This is a genomic window from Enterobacter cloacae complex sp. 370H10, assembly GCF_050031535.1.
GTDB classification, from domain to species: domain Bacteria; phylum Pseudomonadota; class Gammaproteobacteria; order Enterobacterales; family Enterobacteriaceae; genus Enterobacter; species Enterobacter intestinihominis.
In genome coordinates this window covers 292,689-314,968 of record NZ_JBLGWG010000001.1, presented here as the reverse complement: position 1 = coordinate 314,968, position 22,280 = coordinate 292,689, and the positions used below count along the sequence as shown (strand labels likewise).

At 55.5% G+C, this 22,280-nt stretch carries 19 protein-coding genes; 6 read left to right on the top strand and 13 right to left on the bottom strand.

What is annotated here, in order from left to right; genetic code table 11:
* Nucleotides 1-8: 8 nt before the first annotated feature.
* Together lexA and ACQG2Q_RS01525 are read right to left on the bottom strand one after the other, a co-directional pair.
* Nucleotides 9-617 carry a transcriptional repressor LexA gene (lexA, locus tag ACQG2Q_RS01530; RefSeq protein ID WP_003860318.1) on the bottom strand — a complete coding sequence of 203 codons (609 nt, stop codon included), beginning with the start codon at nucleotides 615-617 and terminating at the stop codon, nucleotides 9-11.
* 108 nt (nucleotides 618-725) lie between these two features.
* Entirely contained in the window at nucleotides 726-1,094 is a 369-nt protein-coding gene (locus ACQG2Q_RS01525) for a diacylglycerol kinase (RefSeq protein WP_006810487.1), read from the bottom strand.
* Between the two features lie 154 nt (nucleotides 1,095-1,248).
* Between ACQG2Q_RS01525 and plsB the strand changes: the two genes are divergently transcribed.
* Nucleotides 1,249-3,669 (top strand): glycerol-3-phosphate 1-O-acyltransferase PlsB, encoded by a 2,421-nt coding sequence (gene plsB, locus ACQG2Q_RS01520; RefSeq protein ID WP_023299088.1) that lies wholly within the window; start codon nucleotides 1,249-1,251, stop codon nucleotides 3,667-3,669.
* An 89-nt stretch (nucleotides 3,670-3,758) separates the two neighbouring features.
* On the opposite strand, the gene ubiA is transcribed toward plsB, so the two are convergent.
* The 5 genes from ubiA to malK form a co-directional block, all read right to left on the bottom strand.
* The gene (ubiA, locus tag ACQG2Q_RS01515; RefSeq protein ID WP_023305257.1) at nucleotides 3,759-4,628 is read right to left on the bottom strand and encodes a 4-hydroxybenzoate octaprenyltransferase; all 870 of its coding nucleotides are present in this window, start codon (nucleotides 4,626-4,628) and stop codon (nucleotides 3,759-3,761) included.
* 12 nt (nucleotides 4,629-4,640) lie between these two features.
* Complete coding sequence (gene ubiC / locus ACQG2Q_RS01510; RefSeq protein WP_063850399.1) at nucleotides 4,641-5,138, bottom strand: chorismate lyase; 498 nt, start codon at nucleotides 5,136-5,138, stop codon at nucleotides 4,641-4,643.
* 172 nt (nucleotides 5,139-5,310) lie between these two features.
* Complete coding sequence (gene malM, locus ACQG2Q_RS01505) at nucleotides 5,311-6,249, bottom strand: maltose operon protein MalM (protein ID WP_022646735.1); 939 nt, start codon at nucleotides 6,247-6,249, stop codon at nucleotides 5,311-5,313.
* A gap of 111 nt (nucleotides 6,250-6,360) precedes the next feature.
* Nucleotides 6,361-7,728, bottom strand: a complete 1,368-nt coding sequence (locus ACQG2Q_RS01500; protein WP_032621777.1) for a maltoporin — start codon at nucleotides 7,726-7,728, stop codon at nucleotides 6,361-6,363.
* A 42-nt stretch (nucleotides 7,729-7,770) separates the two neighbouring features.
* Complete coding sequence (malK, locus tag ACQG2Q_RS01495) at nucleotides 7,771-8,880, bottom strand: maltose/maltodextrin ABC transporter ATP-binding protein MalK (RefSeq protein ID WP_003860329.1); 1,110 nt, start codon at nucleotides 8,878-8,880, stop codon at nucleotides 7,771-7,773.
* A 371-nt stretch (nucleotides 8,881-9,251) separates the two neighbouring features.
* Between malK and malE the strand changes: the two genes are divergently transcribed.
* The 3 genes from malE to malG all read left to right on the top strand — a co-directional run bounded on the left by malE (nucleotide 9,252) and on the right by malG (nucleotide 13,013).
* On the top strand, nucleotides 9,252-10,442 hold the full coding sequence (gene malE / locus ACQG2Q_RS01490; RefSeq protein ID WP_022646733.1) for a maltose/maltodextrin ABC transporter substrate-binding protein MalE: 1,191 nt from the start codon (nucleotides 9,252-9,254) through the stop codon (nucleotides 10,440-10,442).
* Between the two features lie 121 nt (nucleotides 10,443-10,563).
* On the top strand, nucleotides 10,564-12,108 hold the full coding sequence (malF, locus tag ACQG2Q_RS01485) for a maltose ABC transporter permease MalF (protein WP_023299085.1): 1,545 nt from the start codon (nucleotides 10,564-10,566) through the stop codon (nucleotides 12,106-12,108).
* Between the two features lie 14 nt (nucleotides 12,109-12,122).
* On the top strand, nucleotides 12,123-13,013 hold the full coding sequence (malG, locus tag ACQG2Q_RS01480) for a maltose ABC transporter permease MalG (RefSeq protein WP_003860332.1): 891 nt from the start codon (nucleotides 12,123-12,125) through the stop codon (nucleotides 13,011-13,013).
* A gap of 96 nt (nucleotides 13,014-13,109) precedes the next feature.
* On the opposite strand, the gene psiE is transcribed toward malG, so the two are convergent.
* The 6 genes from psiE to pgi all read right to left on the bottom strand — a co-directional run bounded on the left by psiE (nucleotide 13,110) and on the right by pgi (nucleotide 19,489).
* Nucleotides 13,110-13,520 (bottom strand): phosphate-starvation-inducible protein PsiE, encoded by a 411-nt coding sequence (gene psiE, locus ACQG2Q_RS01475; protein ID WP_000202963.1) that lies wholly within the window; start codon nucleotides 13,518-13,520, stop codon nucleotides 13,110-13,112.
* 178 nt (nucleotides 13,521-13,698) lie between these two features.
* Nucleotides 13,699-15,795 (bottom strand): YjbH domain-containing protein, encoded by a 2,097-nt coding sequence (locus ACQG2Q_RS01470; protein ID WP_023299084.1) that lies wholly within the window; start codon nucleotides 15,793-15,795, stop codon nucleotides 13,699-13,701.
* The gene (locus ACQG2Q_RS01465) at nucleotides 15,795-16,532 is read right to left on the bottom strand and encodes a capsule biosynthesis GfcC D2 domain-containing protein (RefSeq protein WP_096216822.1); all 738 of its coding nucleotides are present in this window, start codon (nucleotides 16,530-16,532) and stop codon (nucleotides 15,795-15,797) included. Before ACQG2Q_RS01465 ends, ACQG2Q_RS01470 begins: the two co-directional genes overlap by 1 nt.
* Nucleotides 16,529-17,167, bottom strand: a complete 639-nt coding sequence (locus ACQG2Q_RS01460) for a YjbF family lipoprotein (protein WP_003860339.1) — start codon at nucleotides 17,165-17,167, stop codon at nucleotides 16,529-16,531. Before ACQG2Q_RS01460 ends, ACQG2Q_RS01465 begins: the two co-directional genes overlap by 4 nt.
* Before the next feature lie 63 nt (nucleotides 17,168-17,230).
* Nucleotides 17,231-17,473: an exopolysaccharide production protein YjbE gene (gene yjbE / locus ACQG2Q_RS01455; RefSeq protein ID WP_003860341.1), complete on the bottom strand. Its 243-nt coding sequence runs from the start codon at nucleotides 17,471-17,473 to the stop codon at nucleotides 17,231-17,233.
* A gap of 366 nt (nucleotides 17,474-17,839) precedes the next feature.
* Complete coding sequence (gene pgi, locus ACQG2Q_RS01450) at nucleotides 17,840-19,489, bottom strand: glucose-6-phosphate isomerase (protein ID WP_022646728.1); 1,650 nt, start codon at nucleotides 19,487-19,489, stop codon at nucleotides 17,840-17,842.
* Nucleotides 19,490-19,863: 374 nt separating this feature from the next.
* Between pgi and lysC the strand changes: the two genes are divergently transcribed.
* Both lysC and panS read left to right on the top strand, forming a co-directional pair.
* Nucleotides 19,864-21,213 (top strand): lysine-sensitive aspartokinase 3, encoded by a 1,350-nt coding sequence (gene lysC, locus ACQG2Q_RS01445; RefSeq protein ID WP_022646727.1) that lies wholly within the window; start codon nucleotides 19,864-19,866, stop codon nucleotides 21,211-21,213.
* A gap of 93 nt (nucleotides 21,214-21,306) precedes the next feature.
* On the top strand, nucleotides 21,307-22,251 hold the full coding sequence (panS, locus tag ACQG2Q_RS01440; protein ID WP_023295757.1) for a ketopantoate/pantoate/pantothenate transporter PanS: 945 nt from the start codon (nucleotides 21,307-21,309) through the stop codon (nucleotides 22,249-22,251).
* The last annotated feature ends 29 nt before the right edge of the window (nucleotides 22,252-22,280 follow it).

The following is a 22,280-nucleotide window of genomic DNA, read 5'->3' as shown; positions in this document are numbered from 1 at the left end:
GGAAGAGATTACAGCCATTCACCGTTGCGGATAACGCCGACCGCCAGCCCTTCAATAGAGAAGCTCTGCTCGCGGAGATCCACCACAATCGGGGAGAATTCATTGTTTTCAGGCAGAAGCTGCACGGTATTGCCTTGTTTTTTCAGGCGCTTAACCGTCACTTCATCATCAATGCGCGCCACCACGACTTGCCCGTTACGCACGTCCTGCGTTTTGTGTACCGCCAGCAGATCGCCATCAAGAATACCGATATCTTTCATGGACATTCCGCTAACGCGCAGCAGGAAATCGGCGCTCGGCTTGAACATGCCTGGGTCAACCTGATAGTGCCCTTCGATGTGCTGCTGCGCCAGCAGAGGTTCACCTGCGGCTACGCGACCCACCAGCGGAATACCGCTCTCTTCTTCCACCAGCAGACGGATGCCGCGTGAGGCGCCGGAAACAATCTCAATCACGCCCTTACGCGCAAGCGCCTTAAGGTGCTCTTCGGCAGCATTAGGAGAACGGAAGCCCAGACGCTGCGCAATTTCTGCACGCGTGGGTGGCATACCCGTCTGGCCGATATGATCCCGAATGAGATCAAACACCTCTTGCTGCCTGGTCGTTAACGCTTTCATACCGCCCCCTGGGTGTATATACAGTTATGCTGTGAGTATATACAGTCAAAGGCGATTTTGGAACCAAAAACTGCACAAAAAACCAGGGACTTAATTATTCCTCGAGGCTCATCGGAAATGCGACCAAAGTAGCGTGACCCAGGTGATCGCCGCCGTGATAATCGACAGCAGTACGGCAGCGGAACCCATGTCTTTCGCCCGGCCAGACAGTTCATGGAATTCCGACCCGATTCGGTCAACAACGGCCTCAATAGCGCTATTCAGAATTTCCACTATCATCACCAGAAGGACAGATCCGATGAGCAGTACGCGGGTGATAGCATCAACATCAAGGAAGCAGGCGATGACAACGGCAACGATTGCGGCAACCGCTTCCTGGCGGAAAGCGGCTTCATTAACCCATGCGGCGCGGAAACCTTTCCATGAATAACCGGCAGCTTTAATGATTCGAGTTAACCCAGTGGTATTATTGGCCATTAAAAGAACCTTTTATGATAAATAGCGTCAGTAACTAAAGCCGCAGCGCGTTTTGCTGCGACCTGAAGTATGACGGGTAACAACAGAAATTTTGCGCGCTTTCTGTTATCCTTGCGCCGCAATTGCATTATTAACCAGAGGCTTTACATCGTTTATGTCCGGCTGGCCACGAATTTACTACAAATTACTTAATTTACCATTAAGCGTACTGGTAAAAAGTAAGTCTATCCCAGCAGAACCTGCGCTGGAATTAGGGCTCGATACGTCGCGCCCTATTATGTACGTTTTGCCTTATAACTCGAAGGCAGACCTGCTGACGCTTCGCGCTCAATGTCTGGCGCACGATTTACCTGACCCGCTTGAACCGCTGGAAGTCGACGGTACGCTGCTGCCGCGCTACGTGTTCATCCATGGCGGACCGCGCGTGTTCACCTATTACACGCCGAAAGAAGAGTCCATTAAGCTGTTCCATGATTACCTCGATCTGCACCGCAGCAACCCCGATCTGGACGTGCAGATGGTGCCGGTGTCGGTGATGTTTGGCCGTCGTCCGGGGCGTGAAAAAGGGGAAGAGAACCCGCCGCTGCGTATGCTCAACGGCATTCAGAAGTTCTTCGCCGTCTCCTGGCTGGGACGCGACAGCTTTGTCCGCTTCTCGCCTTCCGTTTCACTGCGCCGCATGGCGGATGAACACGGCACTGACAAAATCATTGCGCAAAAGCTGGCGCGCGTTGCGCGTATGCACTTTGCACGTCAGCGTCTGGCGGCCGTTGGGCCACGTCTCCCGGCGCGTCAGGATCTGTTCAACAAGCTGCTGGCTTCCAAAGCGATTGCCCGTGCCGTAGAAGATGAAGCGCGCAGCAAGAAGATTTCGCACGAGAAAGCGCAGCAGAACGCAATCGCGCTGATGGAAGAGATCGCCGCGAACTTCTCCTACGAGATGATTCGTCTCTCTGACCGTATTCTCGGTTTCACATGGAACCGCCTCTATCAGGGGATTAACGTCCACAACGCCGAGCGCGTGCGTCAGTTAGCGCACGACGGCCACGAGATTGTCTATGTGCCCTGCCACCGCAGCCACATGGACTACCTGCTGCTCTCTTACGTGCTCTATCACCAGGGCCTGGTGCCGCCGCATATTGCTGCCGGTATCAACCTGAACTTCTGGCCAGCAGGTCCGATTTTCCGCCGTCTGGGTGCGTTCTTCATTCGTCGTACCTTCAAGGGTAACAAGCTCTACTCCACCGTTTTCAGGGAGTATCTGGGCGAGCTGTTCAGCCGCGGTTATTCCGTGGAGTACTTTGTTGAAGGCGGTCGCTCCCGTACCGGTCGTCTGCTCGATCCGAAGACCGGCACGCTGTCGATGACCATTCAGGCCATGCTGCGTGGCGGTACGCGTCCTATTACGCTGGTGCCTATTTACATCGGTTATGAACACGTGATGGAAGTGGGCACCTACGCGAAAGAGCTGCGCGGTGCGACCAAAGAGAAAGAGAGTCTGCCGCAGATGCTGCGTGGTCTGAGTAAATTGCGCAATCTCGGCCAGGGCTACGTGAACTTTGGCGAGCCCCTGCCGCTGATGACGTATCTGAACCATCATGTTCCGGAGTGGCGCGAGTCTATTGATCCTATCGAAGCGGTACGTCCGGCCTGGCTGACGCCAACGGTCAACGGCATTGCATCCGAGCTGATGGTACGCATCAACAATGCTGGTGCGGCAAACGCCATGAACCTGTGTTGTACCGCGCTTCTGGCCTCTCGCCAGCGTTCACTGACTCGCGAGCAGCTGACCGAGCAGATTGATTGCTATCTGGATATCATGCGCAACGTGCCGTATTCCGTGGATTCGACCGTGCCGTCTGCCACCGCCAGCGAACTGATCGATCACGCGTTGCAGATGAACAAGTTCGAAGTCGAGAAAGATACGATTGGTGACATCATCATTCTGCCGCGCGAGCAGGCCGTGCTGATGACCTACTACCGTAATAACATCACGCACATGCTGATGCTGCCGTCACTGATGGCAGCCATTATTACCCAGCACCGCCGTATTTCGCGTCAGGAGCTGCTGCGCCATATTCAGGCCATCTATCCGATGCTGAAAGCGGAGCTGTTCCTGCGCTGGAGTAAGGATGAGCTGGCGGCAGAGCTCGATAAAATGTCCGCAGAGATGCGTCGTCAGGGGCTGATTACCATCAGTGATGACGAACTGCATATCAATCCGTCACGTTCCCGAACCTTGCAGCTCCTGGCTTCCGGTGCGCGTGAGACGTTGCAGCGCTACGCCATTACCTTCTGGTTATTGAGTGCTAACCCGTCAATCAACCGCGGTACGCTGGAAAAAGAGAGTCGGACGCTGGCCCAGCGCCTGTCCGTTCTGCATGGCATTAACGCCCCGGAATTCTTCGACAAAGCGGTATTCAGCTCCCTGGTGCTGACGCTGCGCGACGAAGGTTACATTAGCGATACGGGCGATGCTGAGCCGGAAGAGACGATGAAGGTTTACCAGATGCTGGCAGAGCTGATTACCGCGGATGTGCGTTTAACGATTGAGAGTTCGACGCAGGGCGAGTGATGTTAAAGCCGGGTGGCGCTAACGCTTACCCGGCCTACATGTTCTGCTAAATCGTAGGCCGGGTAAGGCGAAGCCGCCACCCGGTTTTTTTATGACCAGTAACTCATCGCCAGCCCCATAAACAGCACCAGCCCGACGTAGTTATTATTCAGAAACGCTTTAAAGCAGGCTTCACGCTCGCGCTTCGCGATCAGCTTCTGTTGATACGCAAACAGCAGACCCGCCACCAGCACGGACCAGTAAAACTCCCAGTTCAGCCCGTTCAGGCGACCAATCGCCACCATCAACGCCAGCACCGCCACCTGCAATATGCCGATGATCAGTTTGTCGTGACGGCCAAACAGGATCGCCGTCGATTTGATGCCAATCTTGAGATCGTCATCGCGATCGACCATCGCGTATTGGGTATCGTACGCAACGGCCCAGAGAATATTCGCCAGGAACATCAGCCAGCAGCTGAGCGGAACGGACTCGCTGACCGCGGCAAACGCCATGGGAATCGACCAGCCAAATGCCGCACCCAATACCACCTGCGGCAGATGGGTGTATCGCTTCATAAATGGGTAGACCCAGGCCAGCGCCAGAGCAGCGACGGACAGCAGAATGGTCATGGTGTTAAGGGTTAACACCAGCATGAAAGAGAGAAGCACCAGCACCACAAACAGGATGCGCGCCTCTTTCCCGGTCACCTGACCGCTCGGCAAAGGACGATTCGCGGTGCGCTTAACATGTCCATCAAATTTCCGGTCAGCATAGTCGTTGACCACACAGCCCGCAGCGCGCATCAGCCAGACACCCGCCACAAACACCGCCAGGATCCACAGCGGCGGTACGCCCGGCGTGGCAACCCACAGCGCCCATAAGGTCGGCCACAGCAGCAGCAGCGCGCCAATGGGTTTATCAGTACGCATCAGGCGGTGATAGGCCAGCAGCTTATTCTGCGTCAGACTCCACTCCATTTTTTCTCCCTCTTAGTACAACGGCGATGCAGGCAAAAAGAGTTCCGTCAGTATTAACGGCTTGCCACTCAAACGAAGGCGGGAACGGCGCCCCCACAAATCGGCATCGCAACCAATTTCAATAAAATCACGGGTCAGTTCAGACGAGGTGAACAGATAGCGCCCCAGGGGCGTTTTGCCGAGGCGTTGCAATGCCAGCTCCGGCCCGGAAAGTGTAGACTCAGGAACCACCGTCCGCCCGGCAAGCCACGGCTCGCCATCTGCACACAGTAAAATTTCACGCAGCCAGTAGCGTTCTTCTTGCGGCAGCAGCGGCAGCTCGCTGGCAATCTCCGCAGGCGAGACAAACCCTTCCTGAATCATCGTCACCGTGACCGTTTTACCCTGTTGCTCAAAACGTTTTGTCATGGAATCTTCCAGCAACAGCCAGTCCAGTTGCTCCGGGTCAAGCGCAGGGATGTGGTCGAAATAGCGTAGCGCACGCAGCTGCGTTAGCGCGGGGTTTGACATGCCAGACTCTCCGATACATAACGTAAAAGCATTGTATCGCAGATTGGCAAAATGAGGACGGACAAACAGAATTTAACGATCACTATCGCAACAAAGGTGCAACTTAGCCAAAAAAAGTGCGCCCGCGAAGGCGCACCAAACGACTAACAAAATCAGCACTGTGGGGAGACGGTTACCCCTTGCCTTTTACACTGCTGATAAAGGTGGAACGGGCAGTGGTTGAACCTAAACGCTCGGCTTCATCAAGCAGTTTCAGCGCTTTATCGACATCGCCGTTTTTAACTGCCTGCTTGATGGCGTTGTTAAAGTAAGTTTCAGTATCGTTAAGCACCGGCTCGGCTTTTTTCGCCGGGGCCGGGGCTGCGGCTGGTGCTGCGGCTGGCGCGGCATACACAGGCGCGGCAGTATTACCCACCGTTACCGGACCCGGGCCAGATGAGCCAAACAGTGGGCCTACGAGTACGCTGGAGCTGCTGTTGGTTTTCACCTTCAGCTTAAGCAGGCCGTCGGTGGTATGGCGCGCAATCGGATCGGGAATATCGGGAATGGCGTTACCAACCCCTTTGGCATAGGCTTTTGCCGGATCGAGCAGAGTGGTGGTTTGCTGCAAATCTTTTTCAGTGGTGAAGACCAGTACGTAGAGCTTTTGCTGCCCGAGCGCCGGGGTCAGACGCATTACCCCTTCCAGGCGGTCCGCGCTCATTACACCCGGCTCTTGATAGGTAAAATAGCTGCTGGGGAAATAGGCGGAAGGCGTCATGTTCTGATCGAGGATCAGAACGTTCGGCGCAAAAACGCTGGTCTGTTTGTTAACTTCACTGGATAAAGTCAACGTTAGCTCACCGATATTAGCCGGTACGCTATAGGCGGCTACCGGCCCGGTAATGCCAGCCACATTGAGCTGTTGGCCACCCGTCGCAAGCTGTGTGCTCTGCGTTTTGGACTGATCCACCGGCGTCCAAGTTAATTGCTGTAGAGCGGCTGTCGGAATGGCAGGCGCTGCGCTGGTATTCTGCGGGACATAATTGACGTCAGCGAGCGTAACGCCAGGCACACAGGCCAGCAGACCCGCTGACAGGCACAGCGCGACGAGATTTTTCTTCATTTTCATTGTTATCACCTCAGAAAGCGTAAGCACTGCGGTGGCCAGGCAATAGCGCGCAGTACCTCAGGAATTGAGGGGCTTTCGCCCCCCAGATTACATCGTCAGATCAGGATGCGGTTACCACCAGATTTCCATCTGGGCGCCGAAGGAGAACTCATCGTCATCGCCGCGGCTGGTAGAGAATCGACCGTTACCGGTGGAGTCAGAGATCGCGTAACGGGTGGCATCGCCGTTACCGTTCTTCGCGTAGCCCCATTTCTCATCCCACTTCGCGTAGGTTGCGAAGACACGGATGGCCGGACGAGACCAGATGCTGTCGCCAGCCTGCCACTGTTGCGCCAGGGTGATTTTGTACTGGCTGTTGCGATCGCCGGTTTCCTGGGATTTGACGTTGTCGTAGCCCACTTCCAGCAGGGTGCTCATGATTGGCGTCCATTTGTACATCGGACGTACACCCACGGTCCACCAGTCACTCCCCTGGTTATCATCCATGTCGAGTTTCTGGTACATACCGACATACATCAGGTCCCACTTGTCGGCCAGGGTGATTGCACCGTGGTCCAGAATGCGCCAGAGGCTGCCGTTGTTATTAATCACATCGTTGGCGTAGTTGGTCGTCGTGCCATCAGGATTCGTGATGGTAAAGCTGGAAGAACCATAGGAACCCTGGCTCAGACCTTTACCCTGCGTGGTCATTGAGTCCATCGCATACTGCAGCACAAACTTGTTATAGCCTTTCAGCATGCTCTGGGTATGTTCAGCGGTGAACATCCAGCCATCTTTCGACGCGCCGTCGGCAAGATCATAGCCGTCGGTCGTGTTCGCGCGGCCATAATCCACACCCAGTTCCAGCACGCCGTCCGGGTTAGTTTCCAGGCCCGCTAAACGCACGTCAAATACGTCGTTCGCGGTATCTTTGGTACGGTCATAGATGTTCTGGCTGCTGAAGGCATAAGAACCGCCAGCTTCCTGGGAACGCGTCGCTGCCAGAGACAGTTTACCGAAGCCCAGATCGATGTTTTCAATACCGGCACCAGGACCAGAGATATCCCAGTAGTAGAAGTCGATCATGTGTACGTCATGACGCTGATAGAAGCGCTTACCGGCCCAGATGGTAGAGCCAGGCAGCCATTCAATCAGGTTTTTACCCTGCACGTTAGCTTCACGGAACGCCGGATCGGTACCTTCCCAGTCATTCTGCTGTGCCACGGAGTACGCTACGTTGGTGTCGAAATAGAAGCTCTTGTCGCCTTCTTTCCACACTTCCTGGCCCAGTTTCAGTTCGGCGTAGGTTTCACATTCGTTACCGAGACGGTATTTACTTTGTGCGCCTGTTGCCTGGAAACATTGTTGTTCACCGCCACTACCCGTCCAGCCGATACCAGAACGAGCATAACCATGGAAATCCACTGCCAGTGCCTGAGCAGACATTACGCCCGCTGCGACGGCAACTGCCAAAGGAAGTTTGCGCAGAGTAATCATTATTCTATCTCCTGAGATCATTGCTTTTCTTTGTAATTGGAATGCTTAAACGCCTGGCTCTTTGTGCAACCGACGACATGCAGTGCCATCCTCACGGAACAGATGGCAACGCTCTGGCGGCAAACCGATAGCGAATGTGGCACCCTCTTCTACCAACACCACGTCATTCTGGCGGTAGACCAGGTTCTGACGGATGGCGGGGATCTGGATATGAATCTGTGTTTCGTGACCAAGCTGTTCGACGACCTGAACTTCACCTTCCAGCGTCACATCAGCGATGTGGCTCGGCAGTAAATGCTCAGGGCGGATACCGAGGGACATATTGGCCCCCACCTGTACGTTGGCGCTGTCGACCGGCAGCCAGACTTGCTGACGGTTTGGCAGCTCCACCTGTACCTGTTCGATTGCCGTCGCGGTCACTTTTACGGGCAGGAAGTTCATCTTTGGCGAGCCAATGAAGCCCGCAACAAAGCGGTCTGCCGGGTAGTGATACAGTTCCAGCGGTTTGCCCACCTGCGCCACGCGACCGGCGTCCAGTACCACGATTTTGTCGGCCAGCGTCATCGCTTCGACCTGATCGTGGGTGACGTAAATCATCGTGCGTCCCAGGCGCTTGTGCAGACGGGAGATTTCGATACGCATCTGGACGCGCAGGGCGGCATCCAGGTTAGAGAGAGGTTCATCGAGCAGGAACACGCGCGGCTCGGCCACCAGCGTACGGCCGATCGCCACACGCTGACGCTGACCACCGGAGAGCGCCTTCGGTTTACGCTCCAGCAGATGTGCCAGCTGGAGCACTTCCGCCACCTGGGTGACGCGCTGGTTAATGGTCTCTTTTTTCGCGCCGGCCAGCTTCAGGCCAAAGGACATGTTCTCGGCAACGGAAAGATGCGGATAAAGCGCATAAGACTGGAACACCATGCCCACGCCGCGTTCAGCTGGCGGGATGTCGTTCATTCGGGTATCACCAATAAATAAATCGCCACTGGTGATGGTTTCAAGACCGGCAATCATACGCAGCAGAGTAGATTTACCACAGCCTGATGGACCAACGAACACCACAAACTCACCTTCGTGGATGTCCAGATTGATGTCTTTTGACACCACAACGTCGCCCCAGGCTTTCGTTACATTACGCAGCTGTACGCTCGCCATGCCCTTCTCCCTTCGTTACAACCTGTCACCGACAGAAACATTCAAGATAAGTTCACTATGCGTGTTCCATTACTTTCGTGAATCCTCCACCCCCCGGCTTTTTTATGGGGGAGGAGGCGGGAGGATGAGAGAGCAGGCTCTGCGACCGCAGCGGAGGGGCAAAGGCGAAAATCGTGAAGCGGCCTGCAAAATTCAGTGGGTTTTTATGTGCGCCAGCACTCATAACTTAAATTTATGTTACAGGGATCACACAAACAGGGGGTGGGGCGTAGGGACTGGGAGGATGGAAAGAGGATGTCAAATAAGGAGACTGAGTCACGTTGAACCACCTTATGTATCCACGAGCACATCACCAATAAAGGATGGCAGATATGAAGATCAAGACTGGCGCACGCGTTTTCGCATTGTCCGCCCTCGCAGCAATGATGATTTCCGCACCGGCTCTCGCCAAAATTGAAGAAGGTAAGCTGGTTATCTGGATTAACGGCGACAAGGGCTATAACGGTCTGGCCGAAGTGGGCAAAAAATTCGAGAAAGACACCGGTATCAAAGTCACCGTAGAACACCCGGACAAACTGGAAGAGAAGTTCCCGCAGGTTGCGGCAACCGGCGATGGTCCGGACATTATCTTCTGGGCGCATGACCGTTTCGGGGGCTACGCGCAGTCTGGCCTGCTGGCAGAAGTCACGCCAGACAAAGCCTTCCAGGACAAACTGTTCCCGTTCACCTGGGACGCCGTTCGCTATAACGGCAAGCTGATCGCTTACCCAATCGCGGTTGAAGCCCTGTCACTGATTTACAACAAAGACCTGGTGCCAAATCCACCGAAAACCTGGGAAGAGATCCCTGCTCTGGATAAAGAGCTGAAGGCGAAAGGTAAATCCGCTCTGATGTTCAACCTGCAAGAGCCGTACTTCACCTGGCCGCTGATTGCTGCCGACGGCGGCTACGCGTTCAAGTTTGAAAACGGCAAATATGACGTGAAAGACGTGGGCGTGGACAACGCGGGCGCGAAAAAAGGCCTGACCTTCCTGGTTGACCTGATTAAGAACAAACACATGAACGCGGATACCGACTACTCCATCGCGGAAGCGGCGTTCAACAAAGGCGAAACCGCGATGACCATCAACGGTCCGTGGGCCTGGACCAACATCGACAAGAGCAAAGTCAACTACGGCGTGACCCTGCTGCCAACCTTCAACGGCAAGCCGTCTAAACCGTTTGTTGGCGTGCTGAGCGCGGGTATCAACGCCGCCAGCCCGAACAAAGAGCTGGCGAAAGAGTTCCTGGAAAACTACCTGCTGACCGATCAGGGTCTGGATGAAGTGAACAAGGACAAACCGCTGGGCGCCGTTGCGCTGAAATCCTTCCAGGATCAGTTAGCGAAAGATCCACGCATTGCGGCCACCATGGATAACGCCCAAAAAGGCGAAATCATGCCGAACATCCCACAGATGGCTGCGTTCTGGTACGCCACCCGTACCGCCGTCATCAACGCTGCAAGCGGTCGCCAGACTGTTGATGCCGCGCTGAAAGATGCTCAGGGTCGTATTACTAAGTAAGTCTGAAAAACGGCGGGTGGCGCGTGCGCTTACCCGCCCTACGACTACGGCACGATCCGTAGGTCAGGTAAGCGCAGCGCCACCTGACGATAAGTTTCCACCGTTGTAGAGGAAGAACCCCATGGATGTCATTAAAAAGAAACGCTGGTGGCAAAGCGACGCACTGAAGTGGTCAGTGATAGGTCTGCTGTGTCTGCTGGTGGGTTACCTTGTTGTTTTAATGTACGTGCAAGGGGAATACCTTTTTGCCATCATGACGCTGATTTTAAGCTCGGTTGGCCTGTATATTTTCGCCAACCGTAAAGCGTATGCCTGGCGCTATGTCTACCCCGGTGTTGCCGGGATGGGGCTGTTTGTCCTCTTTCCGCTGATCTGCACCATCGCGATTGCCTTTACTAACTACAGCAGCACCAACCAGCTCGCGCAGGAGCGTGCCACCCAGGTGCTTCTGGATCGTTCTTATCAGGCGGGTAAAACCTTTAACTTCGGCCTGTATCCTGCGGGAGATGAGTGGAAGTTAGCGCTCACTGACGGTGAGAGCGGCAAAAACTATCTTTCCGACGCGTTCAAATTTGGCGGCGAGCAGAAGCTGGTCTTAAAAGAGGCCGCGGCCCTGCCAGAAGGTGAACGTGCCAACCTGCGTATCATCACTCAAAATCGCCAGGCGCTGACCCAGCTCACCGCTGTGCTGCCCGATGACAGCAAAGTAACCATGAGCTCGCTGCGCCAGTTTTCCGGCACGCAGCCGCTTTATACTCTGGCGGATGACGGCACGCTGACCAACAACCAGAGCGGCGTGAAGTACCGTCCGAATAACGACATTGGTTTCTATCAGTCGGTGAATGCCGACGGCAGCTGGGGCGACGACAAGCTCAGCCCGGGCTATACCGTTACCATCGGCTGGGATAACTTTACCCGCGTGTTTACCGACGAAGGCATCCAGAAACCGTTCTTCGCCATCTTCGTCTGGACGGTAGTCTTCTCCATCCTGACCGTGATCCTGACCGTGGCCGTGGGCATGGTGCTGGCCTGTCTGGTCCAGTGGGAGTCCCTGAAAGGGAAAGCGATTTACCGCGTGCTGCTGATTCTGCCGTACGCCGTGCCATCGTTCATCTCGATTCTGATTTTCAAAGGGTTGTTTAACCAGAGCTTCGGTGAAATCAACATGATGCTGAGCGCGCTGTTCGGCATCAAACCGGCCTGGTTCAGCGACCCGACCACCGCTCGCTCGATGATTATCATCGTGAACACCTGGCTCGGTTATCCGTACATGATGATCCTGTGCATGGGGCTGCTGAAGGCCATCCCGGACGACCTGTACGAAGCCTCGGCGATGGACGGCGCGGGTCCGTTCCAGAACTTCTTCAAAATTACCCTGCCGCTGCTCATTAAGCCGCTGACGCCGCTGATGATTGCCAGCTTCGCCTTTAACTTTAACAACTTTGTGCTGATTCAGCTGTTGACCAACGGCGGTCCGGACCGTCTCGGCACCACCACGCCGGCAGGCTATACCGACCTGCTCGTGAGCTACACCTACCGTATCGCCTTCGAAGGCGGCGGTGGCCAGGACTTCGGACTGGCGGCGGCGATTGCCACCCTGATCTTCCTGCTGGTGGGCGCCCTGGCGATCGTGAACCTGAAAGCTACACGTATGAAATTTGACTAAGGAGGGCACTGAACATGGCTATGGTACAACCCAAATCTCAGAAACTGCGCCTCCTCGCGACGCACTTAGGCCTGCTGATTTTCATCGCGGCGATCATGTTCCCGCTGCTGATGGTTATCGCCATCTCCCTGCGTTCGGGGAACTTCGCCACCGGGAGCCTAATCCCGGATGAAATCTCCTGGGAGCACTGGAAACTCGCGCTGGGCTTCAGTGTGGAACACGCGGATGGCCGCGTCACTCCCCCGCCGTTCCCGGTGCTGCTGTGGCTATGGAACTCGGTAAAAGTGGCGACCATCACTGCCATCGGCATCGTGACGCTCTCCACCACCTGTGCTTACGCCTTCGCCCGTATGCGTTTTCCTGGCAAAGCGACCCTGCTGAAAGGGATGCTGATTTTCCAGATGTTCCCGGCGGTGCTGTCACTGGTGGCGTTGTATGCCCTGTTTGATCGTCTGGGCCAGTACGTGCCGTTTATCGGCCTGAACACCCACGGCGGCGTGATCTTCGCCTATCTTGGCGGCATCGCCCTGCATGTGTGGACCATCAAGGGCTATTTCGAAACCATCGATGGTTCACTGGAAGAAGCCGCCGCGCTGGATGGCGCCACCCCGTGGCAGGCGTTCCGTCTGGTGCTGCTGCCGCTGTCGGTGCCGATTCTGGCGGTGGTGTTCATCCTGTCGTTTATCGCGGCGATCACCGAAGTACCGGTCGCCTCTCTGTTACTGCGCGATGTGAACAGCTACACCCTGGCCGTCGGTATGCAGCAATACCTCAACCCGCAAAACTACCTGTGGGGCGACTTTGCCGCGGCGGCCGTCCTCTCTGCCATCCCGATTACCGTGGTGTTCCTGCTGGCCCAGCGCTGGCTGGTCAACGGCCTGACGGCGGGCGGTGTGAAAGGTTAAGTTTCATCTGTTATGCCACTGCAACCCTCAACTTTAGACGTATTGTATTGAACCAACTTGTGACTGTTGTTAGGCGCTCTTCGGAGCGCCCTTTTTTTATTCGCGTTTCAGCCGCTTTGAGTTGCACAGCCAGAGGGTGATCACCAGCAGCAGGATCGCCGCCGAGTAGATCAGCACGTCGAGCGGGGATTTATGATCGACGATGATCAGCCGCACAATGGCGGTGATGCCAATGTAGACAAAATAGCGCAGCGGGAAGTGAAAGCCGGACTGAAAGTACTTCACAATCAGGGCGATAAATTCAAAGTAGAGAAAGTAGACCACCAGGCCTTCCACCAGCGCGTATTTGCTGGTTTGCTCAGGTGCGAACAGCACATCCGCCAGATGCACCGTCTCTTTACCCAGAAACACGACCAGGATCAGGCCAAGGCTCAGCAGACCGAGGTTCAGCACGGTCTGGAGTATCGTTGAGATAAACTCAACACGCGGACGAGTCAGGGATGTCATACAGCACCTCATTCTCCAGGGCGAGGTTCCTGTATAACGCAAAAATGTGACGGGGATCTATATTTTTTGTTTATGTTTTGTCCACATGAACATTCTTGCCGGGCGGCACTGCGTTTGCCCGGCCTACAAAAATATTCTCGTAGGCCCGGTAAGCGCAGCGCCACCGGGCAAACAAGCATCAGCGGAAGTTAATGTTCTTATCGCTGGTCATATCATACAGCTGGAACTTACGTCCAAGCTGCTGACCGCCGTCGCGCGTCAGCGGCGTCCAGCCCACTGCCGCACGGCTGCGGGTTGGGCCTGACGAGAACAGATCCAGCGGAATCGACACATACACCCCTTTGGTGAAGTCCCCTTCCCCGTACTCGTCTGGCGAAACGTTGGTGATGGTGGCATAACCGCCTACCACAACGCCGCTGTCGAAGTGTTTGGAGATATCCAGCGTGCCGCCCTTATCGCCCGCCAGGTACTGTCCGACGCTGGCTTTCACCAGCACATCCTGTGCGAACGACGGCGTCCAGTAGGCGGTCAGGTGGCCGGTTTTGACGCTGTAGTCGGTGAACTTCATCATGTCCTGCGCGCTGCGCCAGTCACGCTGTTTCACGTAGTTGGCATCAATCCCAAACGCCCAGTTACTGTCGACGGGACGATAAAGCACCTCCGCCCCCGCGCCGCCGAACATGGTTTCCAGATAGCCACCGTAAACCTGGCCGTAGAAGCCGTTACCGAAGTACTGGAAGTAGTTGGCCTGCAGGTTATTCACGTAGATATCGTTCTGCACATATTCGCGAACGCGGGTACGCACGCGCGGCAGTTTTGAATCGTTCGGCGGGTTGGTGTAGTTAAATTTGTCGTAGTTGTTGGCAAGGTTGCCGAACAGACTACCGGTGGTCAACAGGTGGTCGGTCACCCACAGATCCGCCGTCGCCATCGCGCCCAGCTGATACATGTAGAAGTTTTCCGGCCCACCCACGGACTGGTTCAGCACCGGATCGATATGGAAATCGAAGCGGGATTTATCGATATACCAGCCCTGCTCGGTGCTCTCTGGCACCACCGGCTCAACGCGTTTTTGCACCAGCTCGGTTTCATGTCCCAGCGGTTCGCCTTCAAGATGACGTTTAAGGCTGGCAACATCGGTTTCAGTGGTGACCTGCGGCAGGTTGAGACGGTTCTCCGTCACGCGGATCGTGCGGATCCCCTCCGGCAGATCGTTCATGACGATCCGGTTGGCGCGCTCGATCCCTTCGCGGGAGTCGCGGTATTTTACCTGCTCGCCGGTGACGTACAGCGTATCGCCTTTGGTCTGGATCTTCGGATCCGCCAGGCCTGCGTTATATTTCAGCAGCGTCAGCTGGTTCGCTACCACGGAGTGCTGAATGATCGCATCCTGCGGCTCCGGCTGGTATTTGGGCCGCGGGTTATCATTGTAGCGCGGCCGCATGTCGTTAAAGTTGGTGCGCAGCGTAAAGCCAAACATCAGGGTATTACCGCGCTCATAGCTGAGGTTAACGTCGGCCCAGTCGGTGACGCGGTAAATGGCGCCGACGTTAAACTTGCTTTTCTGCTCAATCTTGCCGGCAAAATCTTCGCTGTAGTTATTGCCTTCGTACTCCAGCTTCAGGCGCAGCGGCTGCCATGGCGTTTGATACTCTACGCCTCCAAACAACGAGGCCGGGCCGTGGAACATCTGGTCACCGTTGATGGAACCCGCTTTTTTGTAGCTGTTATCGCGGTAGCAGTATTTGTCGCTGTAGGTACAGAACGGGTTGGTTACGTTGCCGCTGGTGCCGAGGTAGCCCCAGCCAAGACCCAGCGAGAAATCAAACGGTCCCCAGGCTTTGCTGGCAACGATGTATTCCGCATCAAACAGGCCGGTCCCGCCAATGTCTTTCGCCCCGACGGAGACCTGCGGCATCCAGTAGCTCTCTTCCCACAGGCGCAGCTTCACGTCGAAGGCTTTGTCTTTATAGGTCTGATCGCCGGAGAAGGCGTCCACGCTGCTGTACTGTTTTGTACGCACGTCGGTGTAGCGCAGCGTGGTCTCCAGCCAGGGGAATAGCTGCACGGACGCAGAGTAGTAACGGTACTGATCGTTATCGCGATAGTTAAGGCTGATTTCCCCCTCGCGGGCCATACGCGCGGTCGGGGTTTGCAGTAAGCCCACGCCGCCAAAATCGGACTGCGACGGGCCGATGGGTGCCGGATACGTTTCTGCATGACAGGCGGCACTCACGCATAGTGCAAGCATGCTGTAGAGATAGGTTTTTTTCATTATTCCGGTATCCGCTGTATCAGGGAGCGAAGGATATCGGCATTAAGCCCGTCATACGCTTTCGTCCAGAAATGGTCGGCAAAACCGACAAAAATGATGCTGCCTGGCATAGGTTCGATATGGCGTTTATTCCAGTAAGCCACCGGCGCTTTTTGCGTATGCCCGTCCGGATAGACCACCCAGGCATAGCTGTTATCCGCACCGCTGAGCAAGCTTTGCTCGTCGAGATAGCTCACGACGTCCCGGCCCGGCGTAAACGGCTTTTTGCCAGGGCTGCTGATAAGCCCCATCACGGTGACGGTGGAAGGCTGAGCTGGCAGCCACAGGGTATAGTCCCCTTCCAGCGACGGATTGCCGTTTTCGGCGACGCGCACCTCATCCGGATCGAGATTCACCTTCTGGCGACCCGTCACCTTAACCGCCTGAAGCTGCTGACGCAGGCTAGTAATGGCCGCGGCATCGTCAGCATCTTCCTGTTGTGCCAGCCCGCTCAGTCGGGTGAGCAGCGCCTGATGTTTTTGTTCCGCTACAATCGTCGCCTGACGCTCGCTGATAACCGCCCCGGTCCACCAGCTTTTCGCCAGCCTCGGCTGCCCCACCAGATCGAGCAGATACCCGGCATTGGTTAAGGTTTTAGGTTTTTCGCTGTCCGGGGTGTAGACCTGTACCGTTCCCGCAGACCACGCCAGCGGCGAGGCCAGGCTGGCGAGAAGCGCAACGTGAATGAACATTTTCATGATTTCGCCGCCTTGATCAGGGTGGTCTTCACCGGGAAGAAACCGGCACCGAGATACTGTAAGGACTGGCGGATTTGCCCCTCTTCGTCCACCCAGAAGCGGTTATGCCAGGTGGCCTGATCGGTTGTCACCTCTTCATCCAGCACGCGCACCTGCGTTTCGTCGCTGCCCACTTTGACGCTGTCCGTACCATCCCAGCGGAAGGTGGAGCGGGCCGTGGCGTAGCGCACCTGTTTGTGCTCGGTCCAGCCCATTGTGCGCGTCCAGCTTGCGCCATCGACGATCTGATTCGGCTTGATGAGCGGATCTTCAGCCAGGTTGTTTACCTCAAGCAGGTTGTCGCCGCCGAGCAACGTTTTCACGATTCGGGAATGCTGAGTCACGATGGTGGCCTGATCCTGCGTCACCCATTTCTGCTGCCCGTTTTCATCGAAAGCGAGCACCACAAACAGTTGCGGACCATCGTTTAGCTGCATGTACTGGCTGGCATACGGCATGTTCTGAAGTTCGTCATCGGTCAGATGCACGCCCGGCGTGCCGAACATGCTGTCCCACAGTGAGTGGCCCAGCCCTTTGGTGGTAGCTGAGCACGCCTGCAACAGCAGGCAAATCAGGATGATTGCAGGTCGCTTCACGACTCTTCTCCGAAGGGGCGAAATAACCACACCGAAGTGTGGTTATGATTAAAACACCCGGTATTACTGGGTGCTGGTCGTCGTAGTGGTCGTGGTTCCGGTATTGGAGCCATCACCGCCACCGGTTGCCGCCAGCGCGACACCCACGGCTGAACTTACGGCGCTGGTGCTGGCTGCGGTAGAACTCCCCGCAGACGCAGACGTCGCTGCCGACCCTGCTGCTTCCCCGACCTGGACCGGAGCTGCATAGACAGACGTCGCCGCAAGCGCAGATATGGCAAAAATGCCATACAGTACTTTCTTCATAACAATTTCCCTTCAATGAATGAATGGAGATTTGCCCGAAAAGAAATTCAGGCGGATTCGAGTATACACAACTAAAGCAGTGGGTTTACCGTGGGGGTAAATAGGGATGAGGTTTTCAGACTAATGGTTAAAAATGAAAAGAAAAAATAATTATTGAAATAGATAACCATTCATTATCAAACAGTTATAATATAAACCCATTAAAGTATCACTCCGTATTTTCTTAAAATAACCCTCAGCAATTAACGGGGTAACCGTGTTTTTCGGATTAAACTCAGATTCAGAATTTGAGATAACTAACAGACATCAGGAATTATCCGATAAAAAAATGCCGGCATATCGCCGGCATTGTTCATGACATATTTATTACGCACGCCATGCTTTATAACGGTTAATCAGACCATTGGTGGAGCTGTCGTGGCTGTCGATTGCTTTATCGTCACCCAGCTCTGGCAGAATGCGGTTTGCCAGCTGTTTGCCCAGCTCAACGCCCCACTGGTCAAAGGTGAAGATGTTCAGAATAGCGCCCTGAGTGAAGATCTTGTGCTCGTAGAGGGCAATCAGCGCGCCCAGGCTGAACGGCGTAATTTCACGCAGCAGAATGGAGTTAGTTGGACGGTTGCCTTCGAACACTTTGAACGGCACAACGTGTTCCAGGGTTGCCGGATCTTTACCCTGGTCACGGTACTCCTGCTCAACCACCTCGCGGGATTTACCGAACGCCAGCGCTTCGGTCTGGGCGAAGAAGTTAGACAGCAGCTTCGGATGGTGGTCGGAAAGCGGGTTGTGCGTAATCGCCGGGGCGATGAAATCGCACGGTACCATTTTGGTGCCCTGATGGATCAGCTGGTAGAACGCGTGCTGACCGTTGGTGCCCGGCTCGCCCCAGATGATTGGGCCAGTCTGATAATCCACCGCGTTACCGTTACGGTCAACGTACTTGCCGTTGGATTCCATGTTGCCCTGCTGGAAGTAGGCCGCAAAGCGGTGCATATACTGGTCGTACGGCAGAATCGCTTCGGTTTCAGCGCCGAAGAAGTTGTTGTACCAGATCCCGATCAGCGCCAGCAGCACCGGCAGGTTTTTCTCAGGCGCGGTGGTGGAGAAGTGTTTGTCCATCGCGTGCGCGCCGGAGAGCAGCTCAACGAAGTTGTCGAAGCCGACGGACAGGATGATGGACAGACCGATCGCAGACCACAGTGAGTAGCGGCCACCCACCCAGTCCCAGAATTCAAACATGTTCGCAGTATCAATACCGAACTCACCTACCGCTTTACCGTTGGTGGACAGCGCCGCGAAGTGTTTCGCCACGTGCTTTTCGTCGCCCGCGGTTTTCAGGAACCAGTCGCGCGCGCTGTGGGCGTTGGTCATGGTTTCCTGAGTGGTGAAGGTTTTAGACGCCACCAGGAACAGCGTGGTTTCCGGGTTCACCTTTTTCAGCACTTCAGCGATGTGAGTCCCATCGACGTTGGACACGAAGTGCATGTTGAGATGGTTTTTGTACGGGCGCAGCGCCTCGGTCACCATGAACGGGCCGAGGTCAGAGCCGCCGATACCGATGTTTACGACGTCGGTGATCGCTTTGCCGGTGTAGCCTTTCCACTGACCTGAGATGATCGCTTCAGAGAAGGTTTTCATCTTTTCCAGCACCGCGTTCACTTCCGGCATCACATCTTTGCCGTCAACGATAATTGGAGTATTGCTACGGTTGCGCAGCGCCACGTGCAGCACGGCACGGTCTTCGGTGCGGTTGATCTTCTCACCGGAGAACATGGATTTGATGGCATCTGCCAGCTCAGTCTCTTTCGCCAGATCTTGCAGCTTCGCCAGCGTCTCTTCGGTGATACGGTTCTTAGAGAAATCCACCAGCATCAGGTCATCGAAGGTGGCGGAAAACTTGCTGAAACGATCGGCATCTTTCGCGAACAGATCCGCGATAGTGACGTCTTTCATTTCATCAAAATGTTTCTGTAGTGCCTGCCATGCAGCGGTCTGCGTTGGGTTGATGTTTTTCATAGCAATACTCTTCTGATTTGAGAATTGTGACTGCGGTCGATTGTAGCGCCTGCAAATAAAAATTGTGATGGTTTTTATGCCATTGCCCTGGTCTGCATCAAACGCAGGTGAAAAGACCCGAAAAGTATAGCTGCTGTCGCGCCCTTCCGGCGTGGCGAAATGTTGGTCAAAAAGGGGTAAAAAGGAGCATAAAATATGGGCCTGTTATAAGTCCTGTTTCTGAGGGGTACCCCCCCATGAAAAATCCGCATAATCCCAGCATTGACAGGACCTCCCCCGCATTTTATTTATAGGGCCGTATTTTGCGCCTGCACCTGTTCTCGCTTCATTCTTGTGCCAAGGTCGCTCTATTCATTCCCTGACACGAGGTTGTTATGACGAGTTTTGTGGTCGCCAAGTTTGGCGGCACCAGTGTGGCAGACTACGCTGCCATGAACCGCAGCGCCGATGTGGTGCTGGCCGATCCGAATACCCGCCTGGTGGTGCTCTCCGCCTCAGCCGGCGTGACGAACCTGCTGGTTTCTTTGTCTGAAGGACTGGAAGCGACCGAGCGTTTCGTGAAGCTGGATGCACTGCGCAAAATTCAGTTCGACATCCTTGAGCGTCTGCAAAACCCGAACGTCATTCGTGAGGAAGTGGAACGCCTGCTGGAAAATATCACTACCCTGGCAGAAGCCGCTTCACTGGCAACCTCTACCGCTCTAACCGACGAACTGGTCAGCCACGGCGAACTGATGTCCACCCTGCTGTTCGTTGAGATCATGCGCGAGCGCAATATTCAGGCGCAGTGGTTCGACGTGCGTAAAGTAATGCGCACCAGCGACCGCTTTGGCCGCGCCGAGCCGGACGTGGAAGCTTTGGCAGAGCTCACTAACCAGCAGCTTGCCCCGCGTCTGGATGAAGGCATAGTGATCACCCAGGGCTTTATCGGCAGCGAAGCCAAAGGGCGCACAACCACGCTGGGCCGTGGCGGCAGCGACTATACCGCCGCCCTGCTGGGTGAAGCCCTGCATGCCACCCGCGTGGATATCTGGACGGACGTGCCGGGCATTTACACCACCGACCCGCGCGTGGTCTCTGCGGCAAAACGCATTGACGTGATCGCCTTTGAAGAAGCGGCTGAAATGGCCACCTTCGGCGCGAAAGTGCTGCATCCGGCCACGCTGCTGCCCGCCGTGCGCAGCGACATTCCGGTCTTCGTTGGCTCCAGTAAAGATCCAAAAGCGGGCGGGACGCTGGTCTGCAAGAAAACCGAGAACCCGCCGCTGTTCCGCGCGCTTGCCCTGCGTCGTAAGCAGACGCTGGTTACCCTGCACAGCCATAATATGCTGCACTCCCGCGGATTCCTGGCGGAAGTGTTTGGCATCCTGGCGCGCCACAATATCTCCGTGGACCTGATCACCACGTCAGAAGTCAGCATTGCGCTGACGCTCGACACCACCGGCTCCACCTCTACCGGCGACACCCTGCTGACGCAGTCGCTGCTGATTGAGCTTTCCGAGCTGTGCCGCGTGGAGGTGGAAGAAGATCTGGCGCTGGTTGCCATCATCGGTAATAAGCTGTCGCGCGCGTGCGGCGTGGGCAAAGAGGTGTTCGGCGTGCTCGACCCGTTCAGCATCCGCATGATTTGCTACGGCGCCTCCAGCTACAACCTCTGCTTCCTGGTCCCTGCCGATCAGGCCGAGCAGGTTGTGCAGAAACTTCATCAGAATTTATTTGAATAAAATTCGTTAGCACGATAAACATTATCCATAAGCCGGGCACAGACCCGGCTTTTTTATAACAAAACAACACGACAATACTGCAAGGAATTCACTATGCTCTCCGCTATCACCCGGCTGTTCCCGTTATGGGCGCTGCTGCTCTCCGTACTCGCGTATTACACTCCCACCACGTTCACGGGCATTGGTCCGTGGGTCACCACGCTACTGATGCTGATTATGTTCGGCATGGGCGTGCATCTAAAAATTGACGATTTCAAACGCGTGCTGTCTCGCCCGGCACCGGTTGCCGCAGGGATTTTCCTGCACTACCTGGTGATGCCGCTCGCGGCCTGGCTGCTGGCGATGGCCTTTAAGATGCCGCCCGACCTTTCCGCCGGGATGGTGCTGGTGGGGAGCGTCGCCAGCGGCACGGCATCTAACGTCATGATCTATCTGGCGAAAGGCGACGTGGCGCTCTCCGTCACTATCTCTTCCGTTTCCACGCTGGTGGGCGTGATTGCCACGCCGCTGTTAACCCGCCTGTACGTGGACGCGCATATCCAGGTGGATGTGATGGGCATGCTGCTCAGCATTCTGCAAATCGTGGTGATCCCGATTGCGCTGGGACTGGTGATCCACCATCTCTTCCCGCGGGTGGTGAAAGCGGTTGAGCCGTATCTGCCCGCGTTTTCGATGGTCTGCATACTTGCCATTATCAGCGCCGTGGTAGCCGGTTCCGCATCGCACATTGCTTCGGTGGGCTTTGTAGTGATCGTCGCGGTTGTGCTGCATAACACCATTGGTCTGCTGGGCGGATACTGGGGTGGAAAGCTGTTTGGTTTCGACGAATCCACCTGCCGCACGCTGGCGATCGAAGTGGGGATGCAGAACTCTGGCCTGGCGGCGGCGCTGGGTAAAATTTACTTCTCACCACTGGCGGCGCTACCGGGAGCGCTGTTCTCCGTCTGGCACAACCTGTCCGGTTCGCTGTTAGCAGGGTACTGGTCCGGTAAGCCGATTGATGACCAACCGAAAAAAGATGCGGTGAAACAGGGTTAATTGAGCCGGCTTGCTTTACACTGAAGCCT

Bases quoted from the DNA above. Each gene is read 5' to 3' on its own strand.
- lexA (WP_003860318.1), bottom strand. From the start codon at position 617: ATGAAAGCGTTAACGACCAGGCAGCAAGAGGTGTTTGATCTCATTCGG.
- ACQG2Q_RS01525 (WP_006810487.1), bottom strand. From the start codon at position 1,094: ATGGCCAATAATACCACTGGGTTAACTCGAATCATTAAAGCTGCCGGT.
- plsB (WP_023299088.1), top strand. From the start codon at position 1,249: ATGTCCGGCTGGCCACGAATTTACTACAAATTACTTAATTTACCATTA.
- ubiA (WP_023305257.1), bottom strand. From the start codon at position 4,628: ATGGAGTGGAGTCTGACGCAGAATAAGCTGCTGGCCTATCACCGCCTG.
- ubiC (WP_063850399.1), bottom strand. From the start codon at position 5,138: ATGTCAAACCCCGCGCTAACGCAGCTGCGTGCGCTACGCTATTTCGAC.
- malM (WP_022646735.1), bottom strand. From the start codon at position 6,249: ATGAAAATGAAGAAAAATCTCGTCGCGCTGTGCCTGTCAGCGGGTCTG.
- malK (WP_003860329.1), bottom strand. From the start codon at position 8,880: ATGGCGAGCGTACAGCTGCGTAATGTAACGAAAGCCTGGGGCGACGTT.
- malE (WP_022646733.1), top strand. From the start codon at position 9,252: ATGAAGATCAAGACTGGCGCACGCGTTTTCGCATTGTCCGCCCTCGCA.
- malF (WP_023299085.1), top strand. From the start codon at position 10,564: ATGGATGTCATTAAAAAGAAACGCTGGTGGCAAAGCGACGCACTGAAG.
- malG (WP_003860332.1), top strand. From the start codon at position 12,123: ATGGCTATGGTACAACCCAAATCTCAGAAACTGCGCCTCCTCGCGACG.
- psiE (WP_000202963.1), bottom strand. From the start codon at position 13,520: ATGACATCCCTGACTCGTCCGCGTGTTGAGTTTATCTCAACGATACTC.
- ACQG2Q_RS01470 (WP_023299084.1), bottom strand. From the start codon at position 15,795: ATGAAAAAAACCTATCTCTACAGCATGCTTGCACTATGCGTGAGTGCC.
- ACQG2Q_RS01465 (WP_096216822.1), bottom strand. From the start codon at position 16,532: ATGAAAATGTTCATTCACGTTGCGCTTCTCGCCAGCCTGGCCTCGCCG.
- yjbE (WP_003860341.1), bottom strand. From the start codon at position 17,473: ATGAAGAAAGTACTGTATGGCATTTTTGCCATATCTGCGCTTGCGGCG.
- pgi (WP_022646728.1), bottom strand. From the start codon at position 19,489: ATGAAAAACATCAACCCAACGCAGACCGCTGCATGGCAGGCACTACAG.
- lysC (WP_022646727.1), top strand. From the start codon at position 19,864: ATGACGAGTTTTGTGGTCGCCAAGTTTGGCGGCACCAGTGTGGCAGAC.
- panS (WP_023295757.1), top strand. From the start codon at position 21,307: ATGCTCTCCGCTATCACCCGGCTGTTCCCGTTATGGGCGCTGCTGCTC.